At 69.4% G+C, this 23726-nt stretch carries 21 protein-coding genes; 19 read left to right on the plus strand and 2 right to left on the minus strand.

All coding sequences use genetic code 11. The annotated features are described in order from the left end of the window. Positions 1-199: 199 nt before the first annotated feature. The 5 genes from INF26_RS06745 to INF26_RS06765 all read left to right on the plus strand — a co-directional run bounded on the left by INF26_RS06745 (position 200) and on the right by INF26_RS06765 (position 6782). A complete protein-coding gene (locus tag INF26_RS06745; RefSeq protein WP_193530146.1) occupies positions 200-2074 on the plus strand; it encodes a DUF4422 domain-containing protein in 1875 nt (624 codons plus the stop codon). 163 nt (positions 2075-2237) lie between these two features. Further along, positions 2238-2441, plus strand: a complete 204-nt coding sequence (locus INF26_RS06750) for a cold-shock protein (RefSeq protein WP_075279965.1) — start codon at positions 2238-2240, stop codon at positions 2439-2441. 246 nt (positions 2442-2687) lie between these two features. After that, a complete protein-coding gene (locus tag INF26_RS06755; RefSeq protein WP_193530147.1) occupies positions 2688-3155 on the plus strand; it encodes a MarR family winged helix-turn-helix transcriptional regulator in 468 nt (155 codons plus the stop codon). Further along, a complete protein-coding gene (locus INF26_RS06760; protein WP_193530148.1) occupies positions 3152-4927 on the plus strand; it encodes an ABC transporter ATP-binding protein in 1776 nt (591 codons plus the stop codon). Before INF26_RS06755 ends, INF26_RS06760 begins: the two co-directional genes overlap by 4 nt. Next, positions 4920-6782, plus strand: coding sequence for an ABC transporter ATP-binding protein (locus INF26_RS06765; protein ID WP_193530149.1), 1863 nt, complete (start codon positions 4920-4922; stop codon positions 6780-6782). The genes INF26_RS06760 and INF26_RS06765 overlap by 8 nt, the downstream gene beginning before the upstream one ends. A gap of 175 nt (positions 6783-6957) precedes the next feature. On the opposite strand, the gene INF26_RS06770 is transcribed toward INF26_RS06765, so the two are convergent. Both INF26_RS06770 and INF26_RS06775 read right to left on the minus strand, forming a co-directional pair. Beyond that, on the minus strand, positions 6958-8016 hold the full coding sequence (locus INF26_RS06770) for a hypothetical protein (RefSeq protein WP_193530150.1): 1059 nt from the start codon (positions 8014-8016) through the stop codon (positions 6958-6960). A gap of 317 nt (positions 8017-8333) precedes the next feature. Then, positions 8334-8564 (minus strand): FmdB family zinc ribbon protein, encoded by a 231-nt coding sequence (locus INF26_RS06775; RefSeq protein ID WP_193530151.1) that lies wholly within the window; start codon positions 8562-8564, stop codon positions 8334-8336. 112 nt (positions 8565-8676) lie between these two features. On the opposite strand from INF26_RS06775, the gene INF26_RS06780 reads away from it, so the two are divergent. The 14 genes from INF26_RS06780 to smc all read left to right on the plus strand — a co-directional run bounded on the left by INF26_RS06780 (position 8677) and on the right by smc (position 23726). Next, complete coding sequence (locus INF26_RS06780) at positions 8677-10020, plus strand: thiamine diphosphokinase (protein ID WP_193530152.1); 1344 nt, start codon at positions 8677-8679, stop codon at positions 10018-10020. A gap of 318 nt (positions 10021-10338) precedes the next feature. Beyond that, on the plus strand, positions 10339-10527 hold the full coding sequence (gene rpmB / locus INF26_RS06785; RefSeq protein WP_072371255.1) for a 50S ribosomal protein L28: 189 nt from the start codon (positions 10339-10341) through the stop codon (positions 10525-10527). 141 nt (positions 10528-10668) lie between these two features. Then, entirely contained in the window at positions 10669-11016 is a 348-nt protein-coding gene (locus INF26_RS06790) for an Asp23/Gls24 family envelope stress response protein (RefSeq protein ID WP_193530153.1), read from the plus strand. Between the two features lie 45 nt (positions 11017-11061). Continuing rightward, positions 11062-12732, plus strand: a complete 1671-nt coding sequence (locus INF26_RS06795) for a DAK2 domain-containing protein (protein ID WP_193530155.1) — start codon at positions 11062-11064, stop codon at positions 12730-12732. A gap of 3 nt (positions 12733-12735) precedes the next feature. Continuing rightward, positions 12736-14898 (plus strand): ATP-dependent DNA helicase RecG, encoded by a 2163-nt coding sequence (gene recG, locus INF26_RS06800; protein ID WP_193530156.1) that lies wholly within the window; start codon positions 12736-12738, stop codon positions 14896-14898. Then, positions 14895-15482 (plus strand): 16S rRNA (guanine(966)-N(2))-methyltransferase RsmD, encoded by a 588-nt coding sequence (gene rsmD, locus INF26_RS06805; RefSeq protein ID WP_193530157.1) that lies wholly within the window; start codon positions 14895-14897, stop codon positions 15480-15482. The genes recG and rsmD overlap by 4 nt, the downstream gene beginning before the upstream one ends. Then, a complete protein-coding gene (gene coaD / locus INF26_RS06810; protein ID WP_193530158.1) occupies positions 15479-15991 on the plus strand; it encodes a pantetheine-phosphate adenylyltransferase in 513 nt (170 codons plus the stop codon). The genes rsmD and coaD overlap by 4 nt, the downstream gene beginning before the upstream one ends. A gap of 424 nt (positions 15992-16415) precedes the next feature. Beyond that, on the plus strand, positions 16416-16913 hold the full coding sequence (locus INF26_RS06815) for an ATP synthase subunit B family protein (RefSeq protein ID WP_193530159.1): 498 nt from the start codon (positions 16416-16418) through the stop codon (positions 16911-16913). Positions 16914-16921: 8 nt separating this feature from the next. Next, complete coding sequence (locus tag INF26_RS06820; protein ID WP_193530160.1) at positions 16922-17506, plus strand: YceD family protein; 585 nt, start codon at positions 16922-16924, stop codon at positions 17504-17506. A 122-nt stretch (positions 17507-17628) separates the two neighbouring features. After that, positions 17629-17808 carry a 50S ribosomal protein L32 gene (gene rpmF, locus INF26_RS06825; protein ID WP_075576485.1) on the plus strand — a complete coding sequence of 60 codons (180 nt, stop codon included), beginning with the start codon at positions 17629-17631 and terminating at the stop codon, positions 17806-17808. A gap of 318 nt (positions 17809-18126) precedes the next feature. After that, entirely contained in the window at positions 18127-19116 is a 990-nt protein-coding gene (plsX, locus tag INF26_RS06830; RefSeq protein WP_193530161.1) for a phosphate acyltransferase PlsX, read from the plus strand. Between the two features lie 72 nt (positions 19117-19188). Next, on the plus strand, positions 19189-19428 hold the full coding sequence (locus INF26_RS06835; protein WP_193530163.1) for a phosphopantetheine-binding protein: 240 nt from the start codon (positions 19189-19191) through the stop codon (positions 19426-19428). A 12-nt stretch (positions 19429-19440) separates the two neighbouring features. Beyond that, entirely contained in the window at positions 19441-20169 is a 729-nt protein-coding gene (gene rnc, locus INF26_RS06840; RefSeq protein ID WP_193530164.1) for a ribonuclease III, read from the plus strand. A gap of 20 nt (positions 20170-20189) precedes the next feature. Further along, positions 20190-23726 (plus strand): chromosome segregation protein SMC, encoded by a 3537-nt coding sequence (smc, locus tag INF26_RS06845; RefSeq protein ID WP_193530165.1) that lies wholly within the window; start codon positions 20190-20192, stop codon positions 23724-23726.

A 23726-nucleotide genomic window follows, 5' to 3' on the forward strand; every position in this document is an offset into this window, starting at 1 on the left:
CTGTCGGGGTGCGGGTCCGTGCTTGCTTGCTTGCTTGCTGGCGACTTGTTTTTTGGGTGGATTGGCTCAGAAGCATCTAAGATGGCAAAGGAGCACCTGAGCCAAGACTCACGAGGCCTTCGCTTTATATCTGGGGTCAGAGTGGGCGGTTCGGCTGCCCCTACTATCTACAAGAAGATTGCGCGACAAGGGGATGCATATGGCCGACGTGCCAACGCCAAGAATCGCAGTTTTTGTTTCCACGCACAGACCGGTTGCTCTTTTCGATAGCGAGATTCTCCGTCCCGTTCAAGTGGGAAGCGCGCTCGCCGCGGAGCGTTATCCCTGGGCGCTTCATGATGACGACGGAGAGAATATCTCCGACCAAAACCCGCTGTACTGCGAACTCACCACTCAGTACTGGGCATGGAAGAACATCGAGGCCGACTACTATGGTTTCTGCCATTATCGGCGCTACTTCGACTTCTCGTCTGAGCTGCACTGTGAGAACCCCTGGGGCGAGGTCATGGCGGACTATATCAACGCTCACTCCCAGACGGAGTATGGTCTCGATGATGCGACGATTGCCTCGGTCATAAAGGGTTACGATGTCATTACGACCGAGTTCAAGGATCTGCGCAGATTCCCAGGGGGCGTGAGTACGCCGCGCCACCACTTCGAGCTGGCCGAGCGCCTGCATCCCGAGGACCTTGACCGCGTTCTTGCGATTCTCAAGGAGACACACCCTGACTACGCTCAGGATGCCGATGCGTTTCTCAATGGTCACCGCTCGTGCTTCTGCAACATGTTCATCATGCGCCGCGAGCCCTTCTTTGCATACTGCGCCTGGTTGTTTCCAATCCTTGAGCGTTTTGTCGCCGAGACGGACATGAGCGACTATAGCGTTGAAGCGCTGCGGACCCCTGGACACCTTGCGGAGCGCCTGTTTAACATTTATTACGCCCACCAGATGCGCATCGGCGTAGGCTGGCGTACACGTGAGCTCCAGTGCGTTCACTTCTTGCATCCGGAGCGCGGCGACGTGTTTGAACCGCTTTCTGTTTCGGGGCGAGTGGTGCCCGTGGTACTTGCCTCTGATGACGCCTATGTCCCCATGCTCACCACGACGATTTTCTCAATGCTCTCCAATGCGTCCAACGAGCGGCACTATGACGTCGTTATCCTCGAGAGGGACATCTCCGCAGAGCACAAGTCGCTCATGCGTAGGTTCTTCGAGCGTTTCCCAAACGCAACGCTGCGTTTCAGTGATGCGGGCTCGCTTGTTGACGGCTATCGCCTCACGACCAACAACGCGCATATCAGCATAGAGACGTACTATCGGTTCCTGATTCAAGAGGTGCTCCCAGGTTACGACAAGGTCCTCTATCTTGATGCCGATCTTATCGTTGAGGGGGACGTTGCCGAGCTCTTTGACGTTGATCTTGGTGAGTCTGCCCTGGGGGCCGTTCGAGACATCGACTTTGCGGGCAACGTGGGCTACCGGGATGGCAAAAGAAAGGCCTACGCTCATGACGTGCTGGGAATGAGTGACCCCTACGGCTACTTTCAAGCGGGGGTTCTCCTGCTCAATACCGCTGCCATGCGTCGACTCCACTCGGTCGATGAGTGGCTGCGCCTCGCTGGTAACGAGAGTCTCATCTACAACGACCAGGACGTCCTCAACGCAGAGTGCGAGGGGCGCGTGACCTACCTCGACGCCTCGTGGAACGTCATGACCGACTTTTCTGGCAGAGCGGAGCGTGTCTTCTCGTTTGCCCCCGCCTGGGCTTTCAAGGCATACCAGCAGTCAAGGCAGGCTCCGCGCATCGTGCACTACGCCGGCGTTGAGAAGCCGTGGAACGCCGTTGGGACCGACCAAGCGGAGCGCTACTGGCGCTACGCCCGCAAGACACCATTTTACGAGGAGCTTTCCGCAAGGCTCATGGGCTCCCCTGTCAGGGCCCGCGCGTCGTCACCCCGCGCCATAGGGGAGAACAGTCCTCTGCGCAAGGTCGTCGATCCGCTCCTGCCGATTGGATCGCGTCGTCGCGAGTTGGCGCGCGCGATTGGTCTTGCCATTAGCGGGAGGAGCTAGCTGCCTCGTCCTTCTCGTCCCACCGGTGGCGAATCGGCCCCCAGCGGATTGTCGCGTCTGGAGGGTCCGTTTCGGGGTAAGATAGCCCCTGTGGCCGAACGGCCACGGGTATCGCGCGCAAGCGCAGCTTTTGCCCCGCGGGGCAGAGAAAGAAAGGCACGACATGGCTCAGGGTACTGTTAAGTGGTTCAATCCGGACAAGGGCTACGGCTTCATCTCCCGTGAGGATGGGGACGACCTGTTCGTTCACTACTCCGAGATTCAGATGGACGGCTTCAAGACGCTGGACGAGGGCCAGGCCGTCGAGTTTGACGTCACCACCGGTCAGAACGGCAAGCTCCAGGCTTCCAACGTCCGCAAGCTCTAAGCTTCAGCGAACAGCGACTTGGAGGGGCTCGGACTTCGGTCCGGGCCCCTTTTGCGTTTGGGCGAGGGACAGCGTGGTACACGGGGCGAGATTTTTCGCACTCGCATGACCTGCGCAAACGTGAATCGGCGCAGGTAGATACCCACTATGATCTGCTGAGAAAAGTCGCCGTGTGTACCACCCGCCGCCCCTTGACAACAATCCGAAATCGGACTAACGTGGCACGCCGACCAGAAGGGGGGAGCGTTGACCACGCACGACCAGCTCACGAGCGCGCGAGACATCGACGTGCTCTACCGCGAGAGCGACAAGCTCTACTACGAGCTCGCCCGCGACTGCGGCCTGTCCGAGACCGCGTACTGGATCATGTACGCGCTCGAGGTCTCGGGCGGCAGCGTCACGCAGCGCCAGATCGCCGGCGACTTCTCGTACTCCAAGCAGACCGTCAACTCCGCGCTCAAGACCCTCGAGGCGCGCGGCCTGGTGGAGCTGGCGCCCGCCGAGGGCGACCGGCGCTCCAAGCTCGTCTCGCTCACCGCCGCGGGCCGCGCCTTCGCCGACGAGCGCATCCGCCCGGCCATCGCGGCCGAGGACCGCGCCTTCACCAGGCTCGCGCCCGCCGAGCGCGCCGAGCTCGTGCGCCTGGTGCGCGCCTACGCGGACGCCATCGACGCCGAGCTGACGGGCCTCCGCGAGGGGAGGGCGGACGCATGAGCGAGCCGAAGCGCGACTACAGCAAGCGCACCGCCGCGCGGCTCCTGCTGAGCCTGCTCGCGCCGTACAAGGTCACGCTCGCCGCGATCCTCGTGGCGGCGCTCTGCGATATGAGCGGCATGCTCTACATCCCCACGCAGCTCTCGGCCATGATCAACGTGGCTGTGAACTCGCGCGACATGAGCGCCCTCATGGGCCACGGCGTGGCCATGCTGATCGCCGCCTTCGTGGGCTCCGGCGGCTACATCGCCACCGTCTACCTCACGTCGCGCCTGTGCGCCAAGGTCGGACGCGACCTGCGCCTGCGCGTCTACGAGGCGTCGCTGGCCTTCTCGGCCTCCGACTTCAACGCCTTCGGCACGGGCTCCATGATCACGCGCACGCTCTCCGACGCCAACGTGGTCCAGCAGACGCTGCTCATGTCGATCCTCATGATCTTCCCGGTGCCCATCGCCTGCGTGATCGCGGTGTCCCTGGCCTTCTCCACGGACGTGGTCATGGGCTGGCTGCTGCTGTCCGTGACGCTCGCGGTCATCGCGATCTGCGTGGTGGCCGTGGCCAAGTCCGCGCCGATCTTCACGCGCCTGCAGGGCTTCATCGACAACATGAACACGCGCCTGCGCGAGTCCATCACCGGCGTGCGCGTGATCCGCGCCTTCGGCAAGGAGGCCCACGAGCGCGGCCGGCTGGACGAGACCTTCACCGACTTCGCCACCAACGCGATCCGCGTGAACGTGGTCTTCGCGCTCACGGACTCGATCACGTTCTTCCTCATGAACGCCGTTGAGGCGGCGATCATGTGGGTCGGCGCGGACCGCGTGGGCGCGCACGCCATGCAGATCGGCTCGATCTCGGCGCTCGTGGAGTACGCGATGCTCATCATGCTGTTCCTCATGATGGCGCAGTTCGCGATCCTGCAGGTGCCCCGCGCGCTGGCGTGCCTCACGCGCGCCGCCGACGTGCTGGACGTGGACCCGGAGATCGCCGACGACGCGTGCGCCGTGGCGCTGCCCGCCGGCGAGCGCGGCGAGGAGGTCGCGCGCTTCGACCATGTGAGCATGCGCTTCTCGGACGCCGACGAGGACACGCTCCACGACATCAGCTTCGCGCTGCGTCGCGGCGAGGTTACCGCGATCATCGGCAACACCGGGTCGGGCAAGTCGACGGTGGCGCGCATGCTGCTGCGCTTCAACGACGCGACGGGCGGCAGCCTGAGCTTCGGCGGCGTCGACGTGCGCCGGCTCACCCAGGCCGACCTGCGCGCGCGCATCGCGTACGTGCCGCAGAAGGCGTGGCTCTTCTCGGGCACCATCGCCGAGAACCTGCGCCACGGCGACGCCTCCGCGAGCGACGCGCGCCTGTGGCACGCGCTCGACGTGGCCCAGGCGGGCTTCGTGCGCGATCTGCCAGACGCGCTCGGGACGCGTGTGGCCCAGGGCGGCACGAACTTCTCGGGCGGCCAGCGCCAGCGCTTGGCGATCGCCCGCGCCCTCGTGCGCCGGGCGGACCTCTACGTCTTCGACGACTCGTTCTCCGCGCTCGACTACAAGACCGACGCTGCGCTGCGTCACGCGCTCGCCGGCGAGCTCACGGACGCGGCGACGCTCATCATCGCCCAGCGCGTGAGCACGATCCACGACGCGGACCAGATCGTGGTCCTGAAGGACGGCGAGGTGGTGGGCCTGGGACGCCACGACGAGCTCATGGGGAGCTGCCCCACCTACCGCGAGATCGCCGAGTCCCAGTCGAGGGGAGGTGCCGCCGATGAGTAGCGAGAAGGACCGCGAGCTCGACCTGGCGACCGAGCTCGAGCGCGGCGAGGCCGTTGCGCCCGCCGCGGTGGAGGAGCTCGAGGTGCCCGCCGACGCGCTCGGCACCGCCCGGCGCCTGTGGGACGCCGCGCGCGGCCAGCGCTGGAGGCTCGTCGTTGCCGCTGTGTGCTCGGTGCTCTACGTGTGCGGCTCGCTCGGGGCGACCGCCTACAGCGCGCACCTGATCGACCTGCTCTGGGCCAACATCCAGGCCGCCTTCGCGGAGGGCGAGCCCTTCGTCGCCGCCATCGGCAACGGCGGCGAGGAGATCCTCGTGTTTCTCGGCATCTGGACCGCCGCGTGGCTCTTCTACACCGTGCAGGTGCTCGTCATGGCGAGCTTCGCGGAGCGGCTCAACCTCGGCCTGCGCCGCCGCATCGGCGAGAAGTGCGCGCGGCTGCCGCTGTCCTACTACGACGCGCACCAGCCCGGCGACACGATCAGCCGCGTGACCAACGACCTCGACAAGGTCTCCGAGGTGCTGCAGCGCGGCCTGCTCCAGCTGCTGATCGCCGTCACCATGGTGGGCGGCGCCATCGTCATGATGTCCACCTACGACCTCGCGCTCACGGGTGTCTTCGTGGCGTTCGCGCTGGTGGCGACCGTCGTCACCAAGGTCGTCACCGCCGCCACGCTCAAGGTCGCCGCCGCGCGCCAGGCCGCGCTCGGAGAGCTCACCGGGCGCGTGGAGGAGGCCTACTCCGGCCGCGCCGTGATCAAGGCGTTCGGTCGCGAGGAGGCGAGCCTGGCCGACGTGCGCGACGCCGCCGAGCGCCTCGCCGAGACGAGCGGCACCGCCGACTTCGTGACCAACGTCATCGCGCCGGCCATCCGCTTCCTGATGCGCCTGTGCCAGGTGACCGTCGGTCTTCTCGCGGGCGGCATGCTCGTGATGGGGCAGATCTCGGTCGGCGTGTTCCAGGCGTTCTTCCAGTACGTCATGCAGGCCTCCGAGCCGTTCACGCAGCTCTCGCTCACGGTGAACATGCTGCAGGGCGCGCTGGCCGCCGCCGAGCGCGTGTTCCGCCTGCTCGACGAGGCCGAGGTCGTGCCCGACCCCGCGGCGCCGGCCGAGCTTCCGGAGGTCGTGGAGGGCCGTGTGGCCTTCGAGCACGTGCGCTTTGGCTACGCGCCGGACCGCCCGCTCATGCGCGACGTCTCCCTGGTGGCCGAGCCGGGTCAGAAGGTCGCCATCGTCGGCGCCACGGGCGCGGGCAAGACGACGCTCATCAACCTGCTCATGCGCTTCTACGAGGTCGACGGCGGGCGCATCACGCTGGACGGCGTGGACACCCGCGAGCTCACGCGCGCCGAGCTGCGCCGCCAGTTCGGCATGGTGCTGCAGGACGCGTGGCTCTTCGAGGGCACCATCGCCGAGAACATCGCCTACGGCAAGCCCGGCGCCACCCGCGAGGAGGTGGAGGCCGCGGCCCGCGCGGCGCGCGTGGACTTCTTCGTGCGCACGCTGCCGCACGGCTACGACACGCTGCTCTCCAACGACGCGGAGAACATCAGCCAGGGCCAGCGCCAGCTGCTCACCATCGCGCGCGCCATGCTCACCGACCCGGCGATCCTCATCCTCGACGAGGCCACCTCGAGCGTGGACACCCGCACCGAGCAGGCCATCGTTCGCGCGATGGAGGCCATCATGGAGGACCGCACGAGCTTCGTGATCGCGCATCGCCTCTCGACGATCGTGGACGCCGACCTCATCCTCGTGATGGAGGCGGGCAACATCATCGAGCAGGGCACGCACGAGGAGCTGCTGGCCGCCGGCGGCGCCTACGCCGAGCTGTACCGCTCTCAGTTCGCGTAGCGCACCGCGGCCGCGCCGTTCTTCTCGCCCCGCGACGCGTCGCGGGCGCGCCTTGGTCCCGCCGAGAAAGACAATTCGACCAAAGTGCAAGCCCCAGAGGCCCCGTTTTAGTCGGATTGCATTTCTCGGCGTTTTGGTGGTGGCGGGGCTCTGATCCCACCGGGTGAGCCGGCTCTCACGCCCTCATCGACTCTCGGGCGAGGTGGACGATGCCGTCTCGGTGCACGAGCTCGGACCGTAGCACGGCGTACCTTGGCGCCTCGTCCGGGGGCTTGACGGTCCTTCTCGGCACGCCGTAGGCGCTGAGTAGGGCCTCAAACCGCTTCGGGTCGATCACGTCATCGTACGAGAAGCGTATGATCGCGGGCCGGAGCGCGGTCAGGTGCGACTCCCGCAGGCGTTCGTCCTGCATGACGCGCAGGGCGTCGCGGCCTCCCATGAATTCAGGTCGCTCCGTCTTCTGCCTGCCGTCCATCTCGCCGATGATGATGCGCCCGTCCGACGTGAGCCACAAGAAATCAACCCGGAACCACTTCCCGGGCTCTATCGGATCCTCTATCCACACCTGCAGTTCGGGTCGCTCGAAGCCGAGCAGGTACATCTGTGCCCGGGCGATGGACTCGCCGCCGCTCTCCGCCCGGGCGTCGGCGAGTCTCGCTGCCCGGAGCGCGCGGCGTACGTTCCGATGGCCACGGAAGTTCTCCTCGATGAACGTCGCGAGGCTTTTTGCGGTAACTCCGCTGCAACGCAGGGCCGCGTCGGCGACCGCGAGCGCGTCGGGGAGCTCGAACTCTGCCAGGCAGTCGAAGACGGTCCGCCAGAACGGCACGAGGGGGAGCTCGCCGTGCGTCTGCGTCTCGGTTCCCTGGAGTTGGCGACACTGGATTCCGGGGGCGGGGTGCTTTCTCGCTCCCGGAGGGGCGACCGCGAAGACGTGCGTGAGCAGCGACCAGGTGACGGGCAGTCCGTAGGCGACGGCGGCGGAGGCGCCGCAGAAGAGCCACGTGGGGTGCTGACGAGCCAGTGCTCGCATGAGATGGAGCGATCGCTCCGCTGGCGTGAGCCGCCGCCAGGCCTCCCGGCGGAAGAACATGCCGGGAAGTGGCTCTATGAATGTTTCCTTGCGATGCCTGATCGCCCTGGCCTCCGCGTAGTCGCCCGGCGCGTAGCAGCTTTTTGTGCACTCCGCCGCGTCGAACGCTGTCGCGAGCGCCTTGTCCCTCGATGTGCTCATGCGGACCCCCTCTCGTGGGAGGGATTGTCCCGCGTCGAGCGTGGCGTCGCGCCGCATAAATTAAATTCATAACTAATGCGCGAAGTTTGCCGTCATTTAAGCGTAAGTCGCAGCCTTAGCGTGCGAATTACGTACAACTTGTACCGAAGAATTCCTTCCCGCCTGCGCCATCGTTGCGCGCCGCGGGCGCGCCCTGGTCACGCCGAGAAAGACAATCCGACCAAAATGTGAGCCCCAGAGGCCCCGTTCTGGTCGGATTGCATTTCTCGGCGTTTTGGTGGTGGCGGGGTCCAGATTCCGCCGGGCGAGAAGGACCGCTAGTCGCAGGCCCCGCAGGACTCGCACTTCTCGCTCTTGGGCGCGCCGCCCTTGCCGCGCTGGTCGGTGTTGTAGAAGCCGGAGCCCTTGAAGACGATGCCGGAGGGATCGAAGACGCGCTCGGCCTCGCGACCGCAGCTGGGGCAGCTCACCGTGGGGTGGGCGCTCATCGGGTGCTCCACCTCGAACGTGATCCCGCAGTCCGGGCAGTGATAGTCGTAGCGTGCCATGGTACCCTCCGAACGTGACGCGTGTTCAAACGTCTGATACTTTACCCAACCTGGCGGCGAATTCTCTCGGGATCGCCGAACTATGATGGTCCTCACGAGCGAAGGGGGAGCGATGGACATCTCGGGCGCGATCTTCGACTGCGACGGCACGCTGGTGGACTCGATGGGCATGTGGCACTCGGTCTGCCAGCGGCTCTTCGACGCGTACGGCGCCGGCGAGGCGCCGACCGAGCGCCTCGAGCCGATCTCGCTTCGCGACGGCTGCGCGCTCATGCACGACGAGTACGGAATGGGGGAGTCGGCCGACGCCCTCTACGAGGAGCTCTGCGCCCTCGTGCGCGACTCCTACGAGCACGAGGTGGCGGTCATGCCCGGCGCGCGCGCGTTTCTCGACGAGCTCGCCGCCGCGGGCGTGCCGATGGTCCTGGCCAGCTCCACGCCGGTGCGCGAGCTGCGCTCGGCGCTGGCGGCCCACGGCCTGGAGGGCTACTTCGCGGACGTCGTGAGCACCGAGGACGTGGGCGGCCGCGACAAGGAGTTCCCCGACGTCTACCTGGAGGCAGCTCACCGTCTGGGCACGCCGCGCGAGAGCACGTGGGTCTTCGAGGACGCCCCCTTCGGCGTGCGCACGGCGCGGCGGGCGGGCTTTGCCGTGGTCGGCCTCATGAACGACCACGACGGCCGGCGCGAGGAGGACGTGCGGCCCTGGTGCGACGTCTTCGCGCACGGCTTCGCGGAGCTCTCGCTCGCGCTGCTGCGCGACTACGAGCGTCCGGTCGCCGCGCACGGGGAGCCCCTGCGCGCGCTCGTGGTGGCCGGTTCGCCCGAGCCCAGCTCGCCGGCGCTCGTGGCGCGGCTTGCCGACGAGGCGGGCTACGTCGTCGTGGCCGACGCGGGCGCGGACGTCTGTCGCGCGGCGGGCGTGGTGCCCGACCTGTTCTGCGGCGACGGTGACTCCGCGAGCGAGGGCGCCGCTGCCTGGGCCCGCGACGCGGCCCGCGCGACCGTGAGCTTCCCGGTCGAGAAGTACGCGACCGACCTCGCGCTCGCCATCGACGCGGCCCGCCACGAGGCGGCCCGCCGCGGGGCCCCGCTCGCCCTCACGCTCACGTGCGCCTCCGGCGGACGGCCCGACCACGCGCTCGCGGTGGTGGGCCAGCTCGCGGGCGCCGGCTGCGCGTCGGCGCGCCTCGTGGAGGACGGCTTCGAGATGCGCGTCGTCTCCGCGGCGGGGGAGAGCCGCTGGGAGCTGGGGCCGGAGGCCGTCGGGCGCACGTTCTCGGCCATCGCGGTGGCGCCGGGCACGCGCGTGGACGAGAGGGGCATGCGCTGGGAGCTCGCTGACAAGCCGATGGACCTTCTCGGCGACCTGGGCATCTCCAACGTCGTGACCGCGCCGGACGCCGCCGTGACCTGCCGCTACGGCGCCGTGGCCGCGTTCCTGCTGCGCGACTGAACCCAAACCCTCCGCGCCCGCGGCGCCGCCCCCGAGGGTTTGGGTTCGCTGCGTCGCCCGGACGGCGCGCACGGTTTACGAACCCGCAGGTAGGCGGGTCGATAAGTAATTGATGTCCTCGCACGTCCGGTTTTCCGAACCCAAACCCGTTTTGGGTTTGGGTTCGGCCGTCCCCGCAGACCCCACCGGTTGCGCCTCACGACAGAAACGCCACAAATGCTTGTTGTTTTGTGTTGCGGCGCCGGCGGCGTGTGCTATAGTTGGCGAGCTGTGTAAAAGCGGGCGCGAGAAGAGCGCCGCGCCCCCGAGGAGGTTCGCATGTCCAAGGTCTGTGAGTTCTGCGGCAAGCACGCCGTCGCCGGTCATTCCATCAGCCACTCCCACCGTGTGGTGAACCGCACGTTCAAGCCCAACATCCAGCGCGTCACCGTGGTCGTCGACGGTCACCGTCGCAAGGCCAACGTGTGCTCCCGCTGCCTGAAGTCCGGCAAGATCGCGCGCAGCTAGTTCCGCACAGGGATCAAGAAGCAGGGGGTCGTCCGCGGACGGCCCCTTTTTCTGTGCCGCCGCGGGCGCGCGTCCTTCTCGCGGTCCCTGCGCTATAATCGTCTGCACAAGACAGCTCTTCCGTCCCGAGAGGAGTTCCGCATGTCAGGTGTTGTTCCGGGTACGCTGAGGGTCTCCAACGACTGCATCGCAGACCTCGCCGGCTATGCCGCGCTCGAGTGCTACGGCGTCGTGGGCATGGCCGTGATCGACGAGCAGGCCGGCGTCGCCCGCCTGCTCCCCTCCGCGCGCCTGCGCAAGGGCATCGACGTCGCCGCCGCAAACGGCCGCGTGAGCGTCGACCTGCACGTCATCGTGGAGCAGGGCGTCAACATGGCGGCGCTGGTGGGTAACCTCACGAGCTCCGTGAAGTTCCTCCTCAAGCAGATCGCCGAGCTTGAGAGCGTGGACGTCCGCGTCCACATCGAGGGCCTGCGCAACGCGCGCTAGAACCCCCGCACAAGACAGGCCCGCGTCAAGAAGAGGTCCACGAAGATGATTTCGACCGTCATCCGCACTTGCTTCCCCGCTGCCGCCAAGGTCGTGGCGGACCGCGCCGAGGAGATCAACAAGCTCAACGTCTTCCCCGTGCCCGACGGCGACACCGGCACCAACATGTCGCTCACGCTGGGCACCGTCGTCCGCGAGGTGGAGGCCCTGCCCGCCAGCGCCTCCATGGAGGACGTCTCCAAGGCGATCACGCACGGCTCGCTCATGGGCGCCCGCGGCAACTCCGGCGTCATCACGAGCCAGATCCTGCGCGGCCTGGCCGAGGGCCTCTGCGACGCCAAGGACCCGGCGCATGCCACCCCGGCCGACGTCGCCCACGCGTTCCGCCGCGGCGTGAAGGTCGCCTTCAAGGCCGTCCGCAAGCCGGTCGAGGGCACCATCCTCACCGTCCTGCGCGACGTCTCCGCCAAGGCGGACCAGCTCGAGAAGAACAAGGGCCTCGGCTGGCGCGAGATGCTCGACGCCCTCGTCGTCGAGGCCTACGAGTCCGTCGCCCGCACGCCGGAGCTCCTGCCCGTCCTCAAGGAGAACGGCGTCGTCGACTCCGGCGCCTTCGGCTTCGCGGTCTTCTTCGAGGCCTTCGTCAACGCCGCCACCGGCAAGGCCGGCGAGCTCACCGACTTCAAGACCACCGTGGACGCCAAGGCCGACGTCTCCTCCAAGGTCGCCATCGAGCTCAACGACGACTGGGAGGGCTCGGAGTTCCGCTACTGCAACGAGTTCCTCTTCAAGGCCGAGAAGGACTTCGACGTCGACGCCTCCCTCGCGCACCTCGCCACCCTCGGCGACTGCGAGCTGATCGTGGGCTCCTACCCTGACTTCAAGGTGCACGTCCACTCCAACGAGCCCAACCGCGTGCTCGAGTACATGCTCCAGTTCGGCCAGGTCTACGAGGTCTTCATCCACAACATGGACATGGAGTCCCACGACCGCACCGCCAAGATTGCCGCCGACCAGGCCGCCGAGGCCGAGAAGGCCGACGAGCCCAGGAAGCCGCTCGGCTTCGTGGCCGTCGCCGCCGGCTCCGGCGAGGAGGAGATCCTGCGCTCGCTGGGCGTCGACGTCGTCGTCTCCGGCGGCCAGACCATGAACCCCTCCACCGCCGACATCCTCGCCGCCATCGAGTCCGCCAACGCCGAGAGCGTCATCGTGCTCCCGGGCAACGGCAACATCCGCATGGCCGCCGAGGCCGCGGCCACGGCCTGCGAGGACGCGCACGTTGCCGTGGTCCCCACCAAGACCGTCCTGCAGGGCTTCTCGGCCATGTTCGTCGTCGACCCCGAGGGCACCCTCGAGGACAACGTCGAGGCCATGACCGAGGCCATCGCCGGCGTCCGCGGCGGCGAGGTCACCACCGCCGTGCGCGACTCCCAGGCCGCCGACGGCACGCCGATCCACGACGGCGACGTCATGGGCATCCAGGACGACTCCATCGACGTCGTGGGCTCCGACGTGACGCAGGTCACCCTCGAGCTCATCAACAAGATGCAGGCCGAGGAGGAGGGCGACGCCCTCACGATCCTCGCCGGCCAGGACATGGACGATGAGGCCTTCGAGGCGCTCGTGGCCGCCATCGAGGAGGCCCAGCCCGACCTCGAGGTCGACCCGCACCGCGGCGAGCAGCCGCTCTACCCCGTGATCTTCTCGATCGAGTAGGCAGTGGGGGAGCGCCCCGCCATAGCTACCGCGTCGGAGAGGGTGCAGCGTACCTGCGCCCTCTCCGATTCTGTGTCGCGCCTGCGCTACGTGAAGGGGGTCCGCGAGGAGGCGCTCTTTCGCCTGGGCGTCCGCCGCGTGCGCGACCTGCTGCTGCACGTGCCCCATCGCTACCTGGACTTCACGCGCGTCGAGAAGATCGCGCGCGCCGACGTGGGCTCCGACGCCACGATCGTCGCCACGGTCGACCGCGTGGCGGTGAAGCGTCCGCGGCCGCGCCTGCAGATCGTCGAGCTCTCCGTGGTCGACGAGACGGGCGTCCTTCTCGCCACGTTCTTCCGCCAGCCCTGGGTGGCCGAGCAGGTCCACGAGGGCGACGTCGTGGCGCTCTCCGGCAAGGTGACCTTCGCCTACGGCTTCAGGCAGATGCGCTCGCCGTTCTACGAGGTCGTCACCGCCACGGGCGGCGCGGGCGACTACGCGCGCGTGCTGCCGGTGCACCCGGTGACCGAGGGGCTCAGCGCGAGCTGGATGCGCCGCATCGTGGCCGCCGCCCTGGCGGACGCCGGCGACGTCTGCGACTGGCTGCCCGCACGGCTCGCGGCGCGGCGCGGCCTCATGAGCCTGGCGCGCGCCCTGCGCGAGGTGCACTTCCCGGCGACGGTCGCCACGGCCGGGCTGGCCCGGCGGCGCCTTGCCTACGACGAGCTGCTCTGCCTGCAGCTCGCGCTGCTCACGCGCCGCCGCCTGGAGCTCTCGGGCGTCGAGCCCACGAGCCACGTGACCGACGGGCCGCACCTCGCCGCCCTTCTCGCCGCCCTGCCCTTCGAGCTCACCGACGAGCAGCGCGCCGCAGCCGACGAGATCCTGGCCGACATGGCCGCCCCGCGCGTCATGAACCGCCTGCTCCTGGGCGACGTCGGCACCGGCAAGACCGCCGTGGCCGCCGTGGCGCTGGCCGCGGCCGCCGACACCGGCACGCAGGCCGCCGTCATGGCTCCGACCTCGGTGCTCGCACGGCAGTACGCCGAGAAGCTCGGTCCCGTGCTCGACGCGGCCCACGTGAGCTGGGACCTCGTCACGGGCGCCACGCCGGCCGACGAGCGCGCCGCCGCCGAGGGGCGCGTGCGCCGCGGCGAGACGTGCGTGACCTTTGGCACCACGGCGCTGCTCTCGGAGGGCCTCGAGTTCTCCGCGCTCACGCTCGTGGTGATCGACGAGCAACATCGCTTCGGCGTGGACCAGCGAGCCGCCCTGCGCCGCAAGGGCGCCGGCGCCGACCTGCTGGCCATGACCGCGACGCCCATCCCGCGCACCCTCGCGCTCTCCCTCTACGGCGACGTGGACCTCTCGCGCATCCGCCGCCGCCCCCGCGCGGGCGCCGGCGTCTCCACGCACGTGGTGGCGCCCGAGAACCTCGACCTCGCCTGGGGCGCGGTCCGCGACGCCGTGGCGGCGGGCCACCAGGCCTACGTGATCTGCCCGCTCGTCGACGACGCCGACGACGGCTCCGCTCTCGACGACGTCCCCGAGGCGCTGCGATCCGCCGTCGGGCGGCCCCGCTCCGCCGTGCCCACCCTCGAGTGGCTGCGGACCCAGGTGCTGCCGGGCCTTGCCTGCGACGTCCTGCACGGCCGCATGTCCGCGGTCGAGAAGGACCTCGCGATGGAGCGCTTCCGCACGGGCGCCACGCAGGTGCTCGTGGCCACCACGGTGGTGGAGGTGGGCGTCGACGTCCCCAACGCCACGGTCATGGTCGTGCTCGACGCGGACCGCTTCGGCCTTGCCACGCTGCACCAGCTGCGCGGGCGCGTCGGCCGCGGCGACGCGGCGGGCACGGTGTATCTGAGCTGCGCCGCCAAGCGCGACAGCCGCGCCCGTGAGCGCCTGGCCGCGCTCGAGGCCACCTCAGACGGCTACGAGCTCGCGGAGCTCGACCTGCGCCTGCGCCACGAGGGCGAGGTGCTGGGGTATCGTCAGAGCGGCGGCGTGAGCCTGGAGGTGTCCGACCTCGAGGCCGACCGGGACCTCGTGGAGTGGGCGCACGAGGATGCCCGGCAGATCGCGGGCGAGGACCCGCGCCTCGCCGCGCCCGCGCACCGGGCCATGGCGCTCGAGGTGCGGGACAGGTTCGGTGCCTACTTCGAGGAGCTGGAGCGCGCATGAGGATCGTCGGCGGAAAGTGGCGGGGGCGCCAGATCGAGGCGCCGGAGGGACGTGGCACCACGCGGCCCACGACCGACCGGACGCGCGAGGCCATCACCTCGATGATCCTCTCGGCGCGCGGGCTCGACCTCACGGGCGACTCCGTGCTCGACGCGTTCGCGGGCTCGGGCGCCATGGGGCTCGAGCTGCTCTCGCGCGGGGCCGCGCGCGCCACCTTCGTGGACCGCGACCGCCGCGCCGCTGCGCGCGTCCGCCGCTCCGCGGAGACGCTCGGGGCGGGGGAGGGCGAGGTGCGCTCGCTTGCGGGCGACGTGTTCTCGCTCGTCTCGCGCGGGCTGGCCGGCGCCCCCTTCGACGTCGTTTTTCTCGACCCGCCCTACGCCGTCGCCGCCGAGCGCGTCACCGCGCTCGTGGACGAGCTCGCCGCCTCCGGCCAGCTCGCCCCCGGAGCCGTGGTAGTCTACGAACGTGCCGCCGAGGCGGGCGGGCTCGAGAGCGCCGCCCTGAGGCTCGTGCGGACGAGGGAGCATGGGATCAGCGCCGTCGACCTTCTGGTCGCGGACGCGGGGAGGGACAGCCAATGAGCGACGGGACCATCACCCACGTTGTCGTGCCGGGCACGTTCGACCCGGTGACGCTCGGCCACGTCGACGTCATACGTCGCACGCGCCGGCTCTTCCCGCGCGTCACCGTCGCCGTGGCGGCCTCGGTCAACAAGCGCGGCCAGGGCACCACGTTCACGCTCGACGAGCGCGTGGAGATGATCCGCGAGGCGCTCGCGCTCGAGGGGCTGCCGGACGACGTCGAGGTCGCGCCCTTCACCGGGCTTCTCGTCGCCTTCGCGCACGAGATCGGCGCCGGCGGCATCGTCAAGGGCCTGCGCGCCATGACGGACTTCGAGTACGAGCTGCAGCAGGCTGACCTCAACAGCCACCTCTCGCCTGACCTCGAGAGCGTCTTCGTCATGTCGAGCCCACAGTACGGCTACGTCTCGTCCTCGATCGTGCGCGAGATCGCCTCGATGGGCTCGGACGTGAGCACGCTCGTGCCCGCCAACGTCAACGAGCGCCTTCGCGCGCGCTACGGCCGTTAGGCGCCGCCTCGTCCCGGAATCGCCGGGATTTCCTGGTCCGTCGTTCTTCTCGTCCCGGAATCGGCGACCTTCTCCGCTGTGCGAGCTTTGCCGTCCCGGAATCGGCGACCTTCTCCGGCCGGCGACGTCCCCAGCGCGGGAAGGTCCCGGATTTCTGGACGCGCGGGCGAGAAGGTCGGCGATTCTCGGACGTCCTTCTCGCCCAGGCGGGGAAGGTCCCCGATTCCGGGACGCCCCGCCGGGCCATCCGCGGAACCCCGCCGATTCCGGGACGCCCCGACAGCCCCGACCGCGCCCGCCGCGAAACCGACACAAAACACCGTCCGTCAACCGCGCCTTTATCGGGACGTGCGCAATCTGCTACTATGGCGTTTGATGGAGCCACCGCGCCCACCGCCGATGAGTCACGCGAAAGGAACCATAGATGCAGCCAGGTGAGGAAATCGAGAGCTTGGTGGACGAGCTCGAGCAGATCGTGAACGAGGCAAAGTCCCCGCTCATGGACAACGGCCAGAAGAAGATCGTGGACTCGCAGGACGTCTACGAGATCCTCGACGAGATCCGTCGGGTATTCCCGCAGGAGTTCTCCGACGCCCGCCGCATCCTCAAGGAGGAGCAGGAGGTCCTCGACCGCGCCCAGCAGCAGGCCAACGCGATCATCGCCGACGCCCAGCAGCAGGCGATGATCCTCGCGGGCGACCAGGAGGTCGTGCGCCTGGCCCAGCAGCAGGCCGAGGGCATCCGCGACCAGGCGGCCCAGTACGAGCGCGACACCCGCTACAACGCCGAGGAGTACGCCGACACGGTGCTCGCCCACCTCGAGGAGAACCTCAAGAGCCTGACCAGCTCCGTCTCGCGCGTGCGCCAGACGCTGGACGAGAACTCCGGCCCCCGCAACACCACCAACAACGTGCCCTGGTAGGGCGCCCCATGAAGCCGCTGCCCTTCGCCCTCGACGAGCGTCTCGCGAGCGCCGGCGACACCCTGCCGCTCGCCGGGCATCTCGACGAGACCGGATACGAGCTGGGCGACCACGAGTTCGCCCTGCCCGAGGGAATCGACTACGACCTCGTGCTCACCAACGCCGGCGAGGGCATCCTCGCCACGGGACTGGTGCGCGCACACGTCGTGGGCACCTGCGACCGCTGCCTCGAGCCCGCGGAGTTCGACGTCGCGGCCGAGGTCGACGGCTACTACCTCTTCGAGGAGCCCGAGCACCTCGCGGAGGACGAGGACGAGGCGGACTACGAGCTCGTCTCGGCGGACCGCACGATCGACCTCGCGGGCGCGCTGCTCTCGGCCCTCGTGATGGAGACGCCGTTCGTGGTGCTGTGCCGCGAGGACTGCGCTGGCCTCTGCCCGGTCTGCGGCGCCAACCTCAACGAGGGGGACTGCGGCCACGCAGCCGAGCTCGAGGCCGAGCGGGAGCGGGAGCGCCTGGAGGCGTCGCCCTTCTCGGCCCTGGCGGGGCTGGACCTTACGGGCGGCGAGGGGGAGGATTCCCCCAAGGAGTGAAGAATTGCTGAGCACGTGCCCTTCTCGCGGACTCGTGCTATAGTGTCTCCTTGCGTGAATTGGTACCAGAGCGCTCCCGTGGGCGATCGGCGGGCGTAGGTTCGTGAAGAGAGGTTTGTGACATGGCAGTACCCAAGCAGAAGAAGGGCCGCGGCGCCACCCACTCCCGTCGTTCGGCCAACAGCAAGCTCGCCGCTCCGGCGCGCTCCGTGTGCCCGCAGTGCGGCGCTCCCAAGCTCCCGCACCACGTGTGCCCCAACTGCGGTCACTACAAGGACCGCGAGGTCATCGTCACCGAGTAGCGTGACGTCGCAAGAGAGTGCGAAGCCAGGGGTCGGGCCCACGGGTCCGGCCCCTTTTCTGTGGTGTCTCGGCCCCGCCACGAGGGTATGTACACTGTTGCAACCCTGATGTTCTTCTCGCCGAGCCGTCTACCTGCGGTTCTTTGATTACAAGGTACCGTATTAATACCGCAACCGTGTACATACCCTCGAGGAGGGGCGCCGGGGGCGAGAAGGAAGCGCCCGCAGCGGCGAGGGGCGGCGCCGGGGGCGAGAAGGGCGCGGCGCCCCGCCCTGCGTGGCATAATGGGGAGTGCTGAGAACAACGAAGGGGGAGTCATGACCACCATCTGCGTAGACGTCATGGGCGCGGACAAGGAGCCCGCGGTCCTTCTCGAGGGCGTGGCCCAGGCGCTCGCCGCCGACACCGACCTCGAGGTGCTCGTCGCCGGCGCCGCCGAGTTCGTGGAGCCGTTCGCCGCCTCCCACGACCGCGCCCGCGCGCTGGTCACCACCGAGGTCATCACGATGTCCGAGCACCCCGCCCAGGCCGTGCGCGCCAAGAAGGACGCGAGCATCGTCCGCGCCGCGGCAGCCGTGCGCGCGGGCGAGGCGGACGGCCTCTTCTCCGCCGGCTCCACCGGCGCCGTCCTCACGGCGGCGACCTTCGGCGTCGGTCGCCTCAAGGGCATCAAGCGCCCCGCGCTCTCGCTGCCGTTCCCCGGCATCTCCGGCCGCCCGACCGTCTTTCTCGACATGGGCGCCAACGCCGACGTGCGCCCGGACGTGATCGTGCAGTTCGCGCAGATGGGCCGCGCCTACGCCCGCGCCGTGCTGGGCGTGGCCGAGCCGCGCGTGGGGCTGCTGTGCAACGGCTCCGAGGAGACCAAGGGCTCCGAGATGGCGCTGGCCTACCACGAGGCGCTCGCGGCCGCGGACTGCGGCTTCGCCGGCAACGCCGAGGGAACCGACATCCTCGCCGGCACCTTCGACGTCATCGTGGCCGACGGCTTCACCGGCAACGTCGCGCTCAAGTCGATCGAGGGCACGGGCAAGTTCGTGCTCAAGCGCCTGAAGGCCGCCATGGGCGCCTCGCTCAAGAACAAGATCGGCATGGCGCTGCTCGCGGGCTCGCTCAAGTCCCTCGCCGGCGAGCTCTCCGGCGACGAGTACGGCGGCGCGGTCCTGCTCGGCCTGCGGGCGCCCGTGCTCAAGGGCCACGGCGCCACGTCGGCGCGCGCCGTCTGCCAGGGCACGCTCGCGGCCGTCCGCGTGGTGCGCGCCGGGCTCACGGAGAAGATCGCGGACGCCTGCGAGCTCTCCGCGTAGCCGCCCGCCCGCGCGCCCGCTCGCGGCGCCGACGGGGTAGAATCGTACGGTAGGCAAACCTGAGGAGGAACCATGGACCGCGACGCTATTCTCGCCAAGGTCGTCGACGTCGTGAACGACACGCTCTCGCTGGGCTCCGACGTCACGCTCTCGGCCGACACCAACCTGAAGGAGCTCGGCGCCGACTCGTTCGACCTGCTCGAGCTCGTGACCGCCCTGGAGGACGAGTTCTCCATGACCTTCGACGACGACGCCCCCGCGCAGATCTCCACGATTGGCGAGGTCGTCGACGCGATCGCGGCCGCCCAGTAAGGGGTCCGATCGTTGAAGATGCAGGCGCGCCTGGCCGAGGCAGAGCGGATCTGCGGCCACCACTTCGAGAACCAGGAGCTGATCGTCTCCGCGCTGACGCACCCGTCGGCGGCCGAGGGGCGTCCCGTCTCCGCCTCCTACGAGCGGCTCGAGTTCCTCGGTGACTCGATCCTCGGCGCGATCGTCGCCACCGACCTCTTCGAGCGCTTCCCCGACATGGACGAGGGCGCGCTCACGCAGGCCAAGATCAGCCTCGTCTCGGGCCGCATGCTCTCGGCGGTGGCCGAGCGGTTGGGCCTCGCCCCGCTCATCGTGATGGGCGAGTCCGAGCGCGGCACCGGCGAGCGCGGCATGCACTCCGCGCTCGAGAACGTCTACGAGGCCCTCGTGGGCGCCCTGTATCTCGACGCCGGCTACGAGCCGGCCCACGCATTCGTGACGGCGACCCTCGGCCCCGAGGTCTCGCCGGCGCTTGCCGAGAAGCCCATCAGCCCCAAGTCCCGCCTGCAGGAGGTCACCCAGCGCGACCTGCACTGCGGCCCCGAGTACAAGCTCGTCTCCGAGGAGGGGCCGGCGCACGACCCCACGTTCACCTCGGTCGTGCTCGTCGAGGGCCGCCGGATCGGGCGCGGCACGGGTTCGTCGAAGAAGTCCTCCGAGAGCGCCGCCGCCATAGACGCGCTCGTCCGTCTCGGCTATGCCGAGAAGGACGACTTCTCGGGCGCCGGGACCACGAACTAGCGAGCGCCGGGAGGACGCCGTTGTATCTCAAGTCTCTGACACTCAAGGGCTTCAAGTCCTTCGCGGACCGCACCCACATGGTCTTCGACCCCGGCCTCACCGTGGTCGTGGGCCCCAACGGGTCCGGCAAGTCCAACGTCTCCGACGCCATCCTGTGGGTCCTCGGCGAGCAGAGCGCCAAGCAGCTCCGCGGCCAGGCCATGGAGGACGTGATCTTCTCGGGCTCGTCGGCGCGCTCGGCCGTGGGCGTCGCCGAGGTCACGCTCGTGCTCGACAACTCCGACCACACCCTGCCGATCGACTTCACCGAGGTGGGCATCACCCGCCGGATGTACCGCTCGGGCGAGTCCGAGTACCTCATTAACGGCGCGCCGAGCCGCCTCATGGACGTTCAGGACATCCTGCACGACTCGGGCCTGGGCAAGGACACCCACTCAATCATCTCCCAGGGCAAGCTCGACTCCATCCTCTCGAGCCGCCCGGAGGAGCGTCGCGCCCTCATCGAGGAGGCGGCCGACATCTCCAAGCACCGCCGCCGCAAGGAGCGCAGCCAGCGCAAGCTCAACTCCATGGACGAGAACCTCGCGCGCGCCAAGGTGCTCTCGCGCGAGATCGCGCGCCAGCTCAAGCCGCTCGAGCGCCAGGTCGACAAGGCCCAGCGCGCCCGCCAGCTCGAGGACGAGCTCAAGGAGCTGGAGGTCCAGCTCGCCGTTGACGACCTGCGTCGCCTCCAGGAGGAGTATGCCCGGCTGGAGGGCCGCGGCAAGGAGGCCGAGGCCGCCTGCGAGCTCGCCCAGTACCGACTCGACGAGAAGAGCGCCGAGCTCGAGAAGCTCCAGTCGCTGCTCGAGCAGAAGGGCCTCTTCGTCGGCGACCTCGGCGAGCAGCGCCGCAGGATGCAGGACCTTCTCGGCCGGATGGACGCGGACATGCGCCTTCTGGAGGAGAAGGGCAAGAACATGGTCTCGCGCCTCTCCGACCTGCGCATGCAGCTCTCCGCCATGGAGAAGCAGCGCGGAGACGCGGCTCGCGAGCAGGGCGACGTCGCCGGAGAGCTCTCCGACGCCGGCGTCCGCGAGCGCGACCTGCGCGCGACGGTCGAGGAGCTCTCGCGTGCCGCGCGCGAGGCGAGCGAGCGTCGCCGCGCGATCGACGAGGAGCTCTCCGCGCTCACCGCGCAGGAGCGCGCCGCCCGCTCCGAGGCCGACCGCGAGACGCTCGCCTACGCCAAGCTCGAGGAGCAGATCTCGAGCGCCGAGGTGGAGGACCAGATGTTCGCCTCTCGCCTCGAGCAGCTCGAGGAGACCGTGCGCACCACCGAGGAGGCCCTGGCGGAGCGCGCTGGGCGCGCCGAGGAGCTCGCGGGCTCCCTCGACGACGCGCGCCGCCGCGAGCGCGAGCTCACGGCCTCGATCGCGCACCTCGCCGAGCGGCTCGAGGCCGCTCGCGCCGAGCATGCCTCGGCACAGGGGAGGCTGTCGTCGGCCCGCGCCACGCTCGACGCGCTGCGCGCCGTTGACACCGACGTCGAGAAGGCCAGCCCGCTCGCCGCGGCCCTCGCCTCCGACGAGGGGCGCGTCCGCTGCCGCCTCGCGGACCTCGTCGACGCCGACCCCGCCATCGAGTCCCTGATCGAGCAGCTGCTTGGCGACGACCTCGCCGCGCTCGTCGTGGACGGCTCCGCCGACGCGGTCGCCCTTGCCGAGCGCGCCCTCGGCATGGCGGGGACCGACGGTCGCGCCGCGATCGTCTCCGCCGCGCTCGCCTCCGGGACGGCGGCGGGCGCCGACGCGCCCGGCACGCCGCTCGTCTCGCGCCTGCGCGTCTCCGACGCCGCCCGGCCGCTGCTCGAGTCCCTTCTCGGCGGCGTGCGCCTGGTGGGCTCCGCCGACGAGGCCGTGCGCGCCCACGAGGCGGCGCCCGGGCTCACCTACGTCACGACCGACGGCGTGACCGTGCTTCCCGACGGCCGCGTCCACGTGGGGGCCGCCGCCACGAGCGAGGCCGGCGCCCTCGAGCGCAAGCGCCGCATCCGCGAGCTCGCGGGGGGCATGGGGGCGCTCGAGTCCGCCCTCGACGTCGCCGCGGCCGCCGTCGACGAGGCCGAGTCGTCCCTCACGTCCGCGCGCGAGCAGGTCGCCGCCTCAAAGGGCGAGGTCGCCCGGATCACCGCGGAGCTCTCGTCGGTCACCTCCGAGCGCGGGCGTCTTGAGGCCCAGCTCTCCGGCGCCGCCTCCGAGCGCGCGCAGGTGACCAAGAGGCGCGAGGCCTCCGCCGAGCGCGCCGCCGAGGCGCGCTCCCAGATCGAGGACCACCGCGCCGCCGCCCGCGCGGCCCGCGAGCTCGCCGACGAGCTCGCCGCGACGCTCTCCGAGCGCTCCGACGAGCACCAGGAGGCCGTGGGCGCCCAGGGCAAGGCCTCCAAGCAGCTCTCCGACGCGCGCCTCGAGCTCGCCATGTGCGCCGAGCGTCGCGCGAGCCTCGAGCGCCGCGAGCGCGAGCTCTCTTCTCGCGTCCGCGAGCTCGACCAGCGGATCGACGCCACGAGGCGCTCCTCGCGCGCCCTCGAGGTGGTCCGCCTGCGCGTGGACCCGCTGCACGACCGCATGGACGCCATCCGCGAGCGCGCCCTCGAGTGGGCCGCGCGCCTGCGCGACCGGGCGTCGCTCGCCGAGGCGGACTCCGACTCGCTCAAGCGGACGATCGGCGACGCGCGTGAGGCCGTGAGCGCCGCCTCCGCCGAGCTCGAGTCCGCACGCTCGGCGGCGACCGGCGTGAAGGTCGACCTCGGCAAGCTCGAGGTCCAGGTGCAGGCCGCCGTCAACGCGATCGTCGCCACGGGCGCCGTCCTCGAGGAGGCGCTCGAATACCCGGCGCCCGAGGACCGCGACGAGGCCGAGCGCCGCGCCGCCTCCCTGCGCTCCCAGATCGAGTCGATCGGCCCGGTCAACGCCGTCGCCATGGACGAGTACCTGCGCCTCAAGGAGCGCTACGACTACATCGACGAGCAGGTCACGGACCTCGAGGAGGCCCGGGCCTCGCTGCGCAAGATTACCGCCGCGATCGACCGCAAGATGCGCAACCGCTTCCTCACCGTCTTCGAGCGCGTGAACGCGAACTTCTCGGAGATCTTCTCGCTGCTCTTCCCGGGCGGCCAGGCGCACATCGAGATGACGGACCCGGACAACCCCTCCGAGACCGGCATCGAGATCGTCGCGCAGCCGCGGGGCAAGAAGCTCTCCAAGATGATGCTGATGAGCGGCGGCGAGAAGTCCCTCACGGCGCTCGCGCTGCTCTTCGCCGTCTACAAGGTGCGTACGGTGCCGTTCTACGTCTTCGACGAGGTCGAGGCGGCGCTCGACGACTCCAACCTCTCCAAGCTGCTTGACGCCATCGAGCAGCTCAAGGCCTCCACGCAGCTCATCGTGATCTCCCACCAGCGGCGCACCATGGAGCAGGCCGACGTCCTCTACGGCGTCTCCATGCAGGCCGACGGCGTGAGCCACGTGGTGTCCCAGCGAATCGACCGAGCCACGGGAAAGGTGGTTGATGTTTAA

The organism is Thermophilibacter gallinarum (assembly GCF_014982725.1).
Lineage (GTDB): Bacteria > Actinomycetota > Coriobacteriia > Coriobacteriales > Atopobiaceae > Thermophilibacter > Thermophilibacter gallinarum.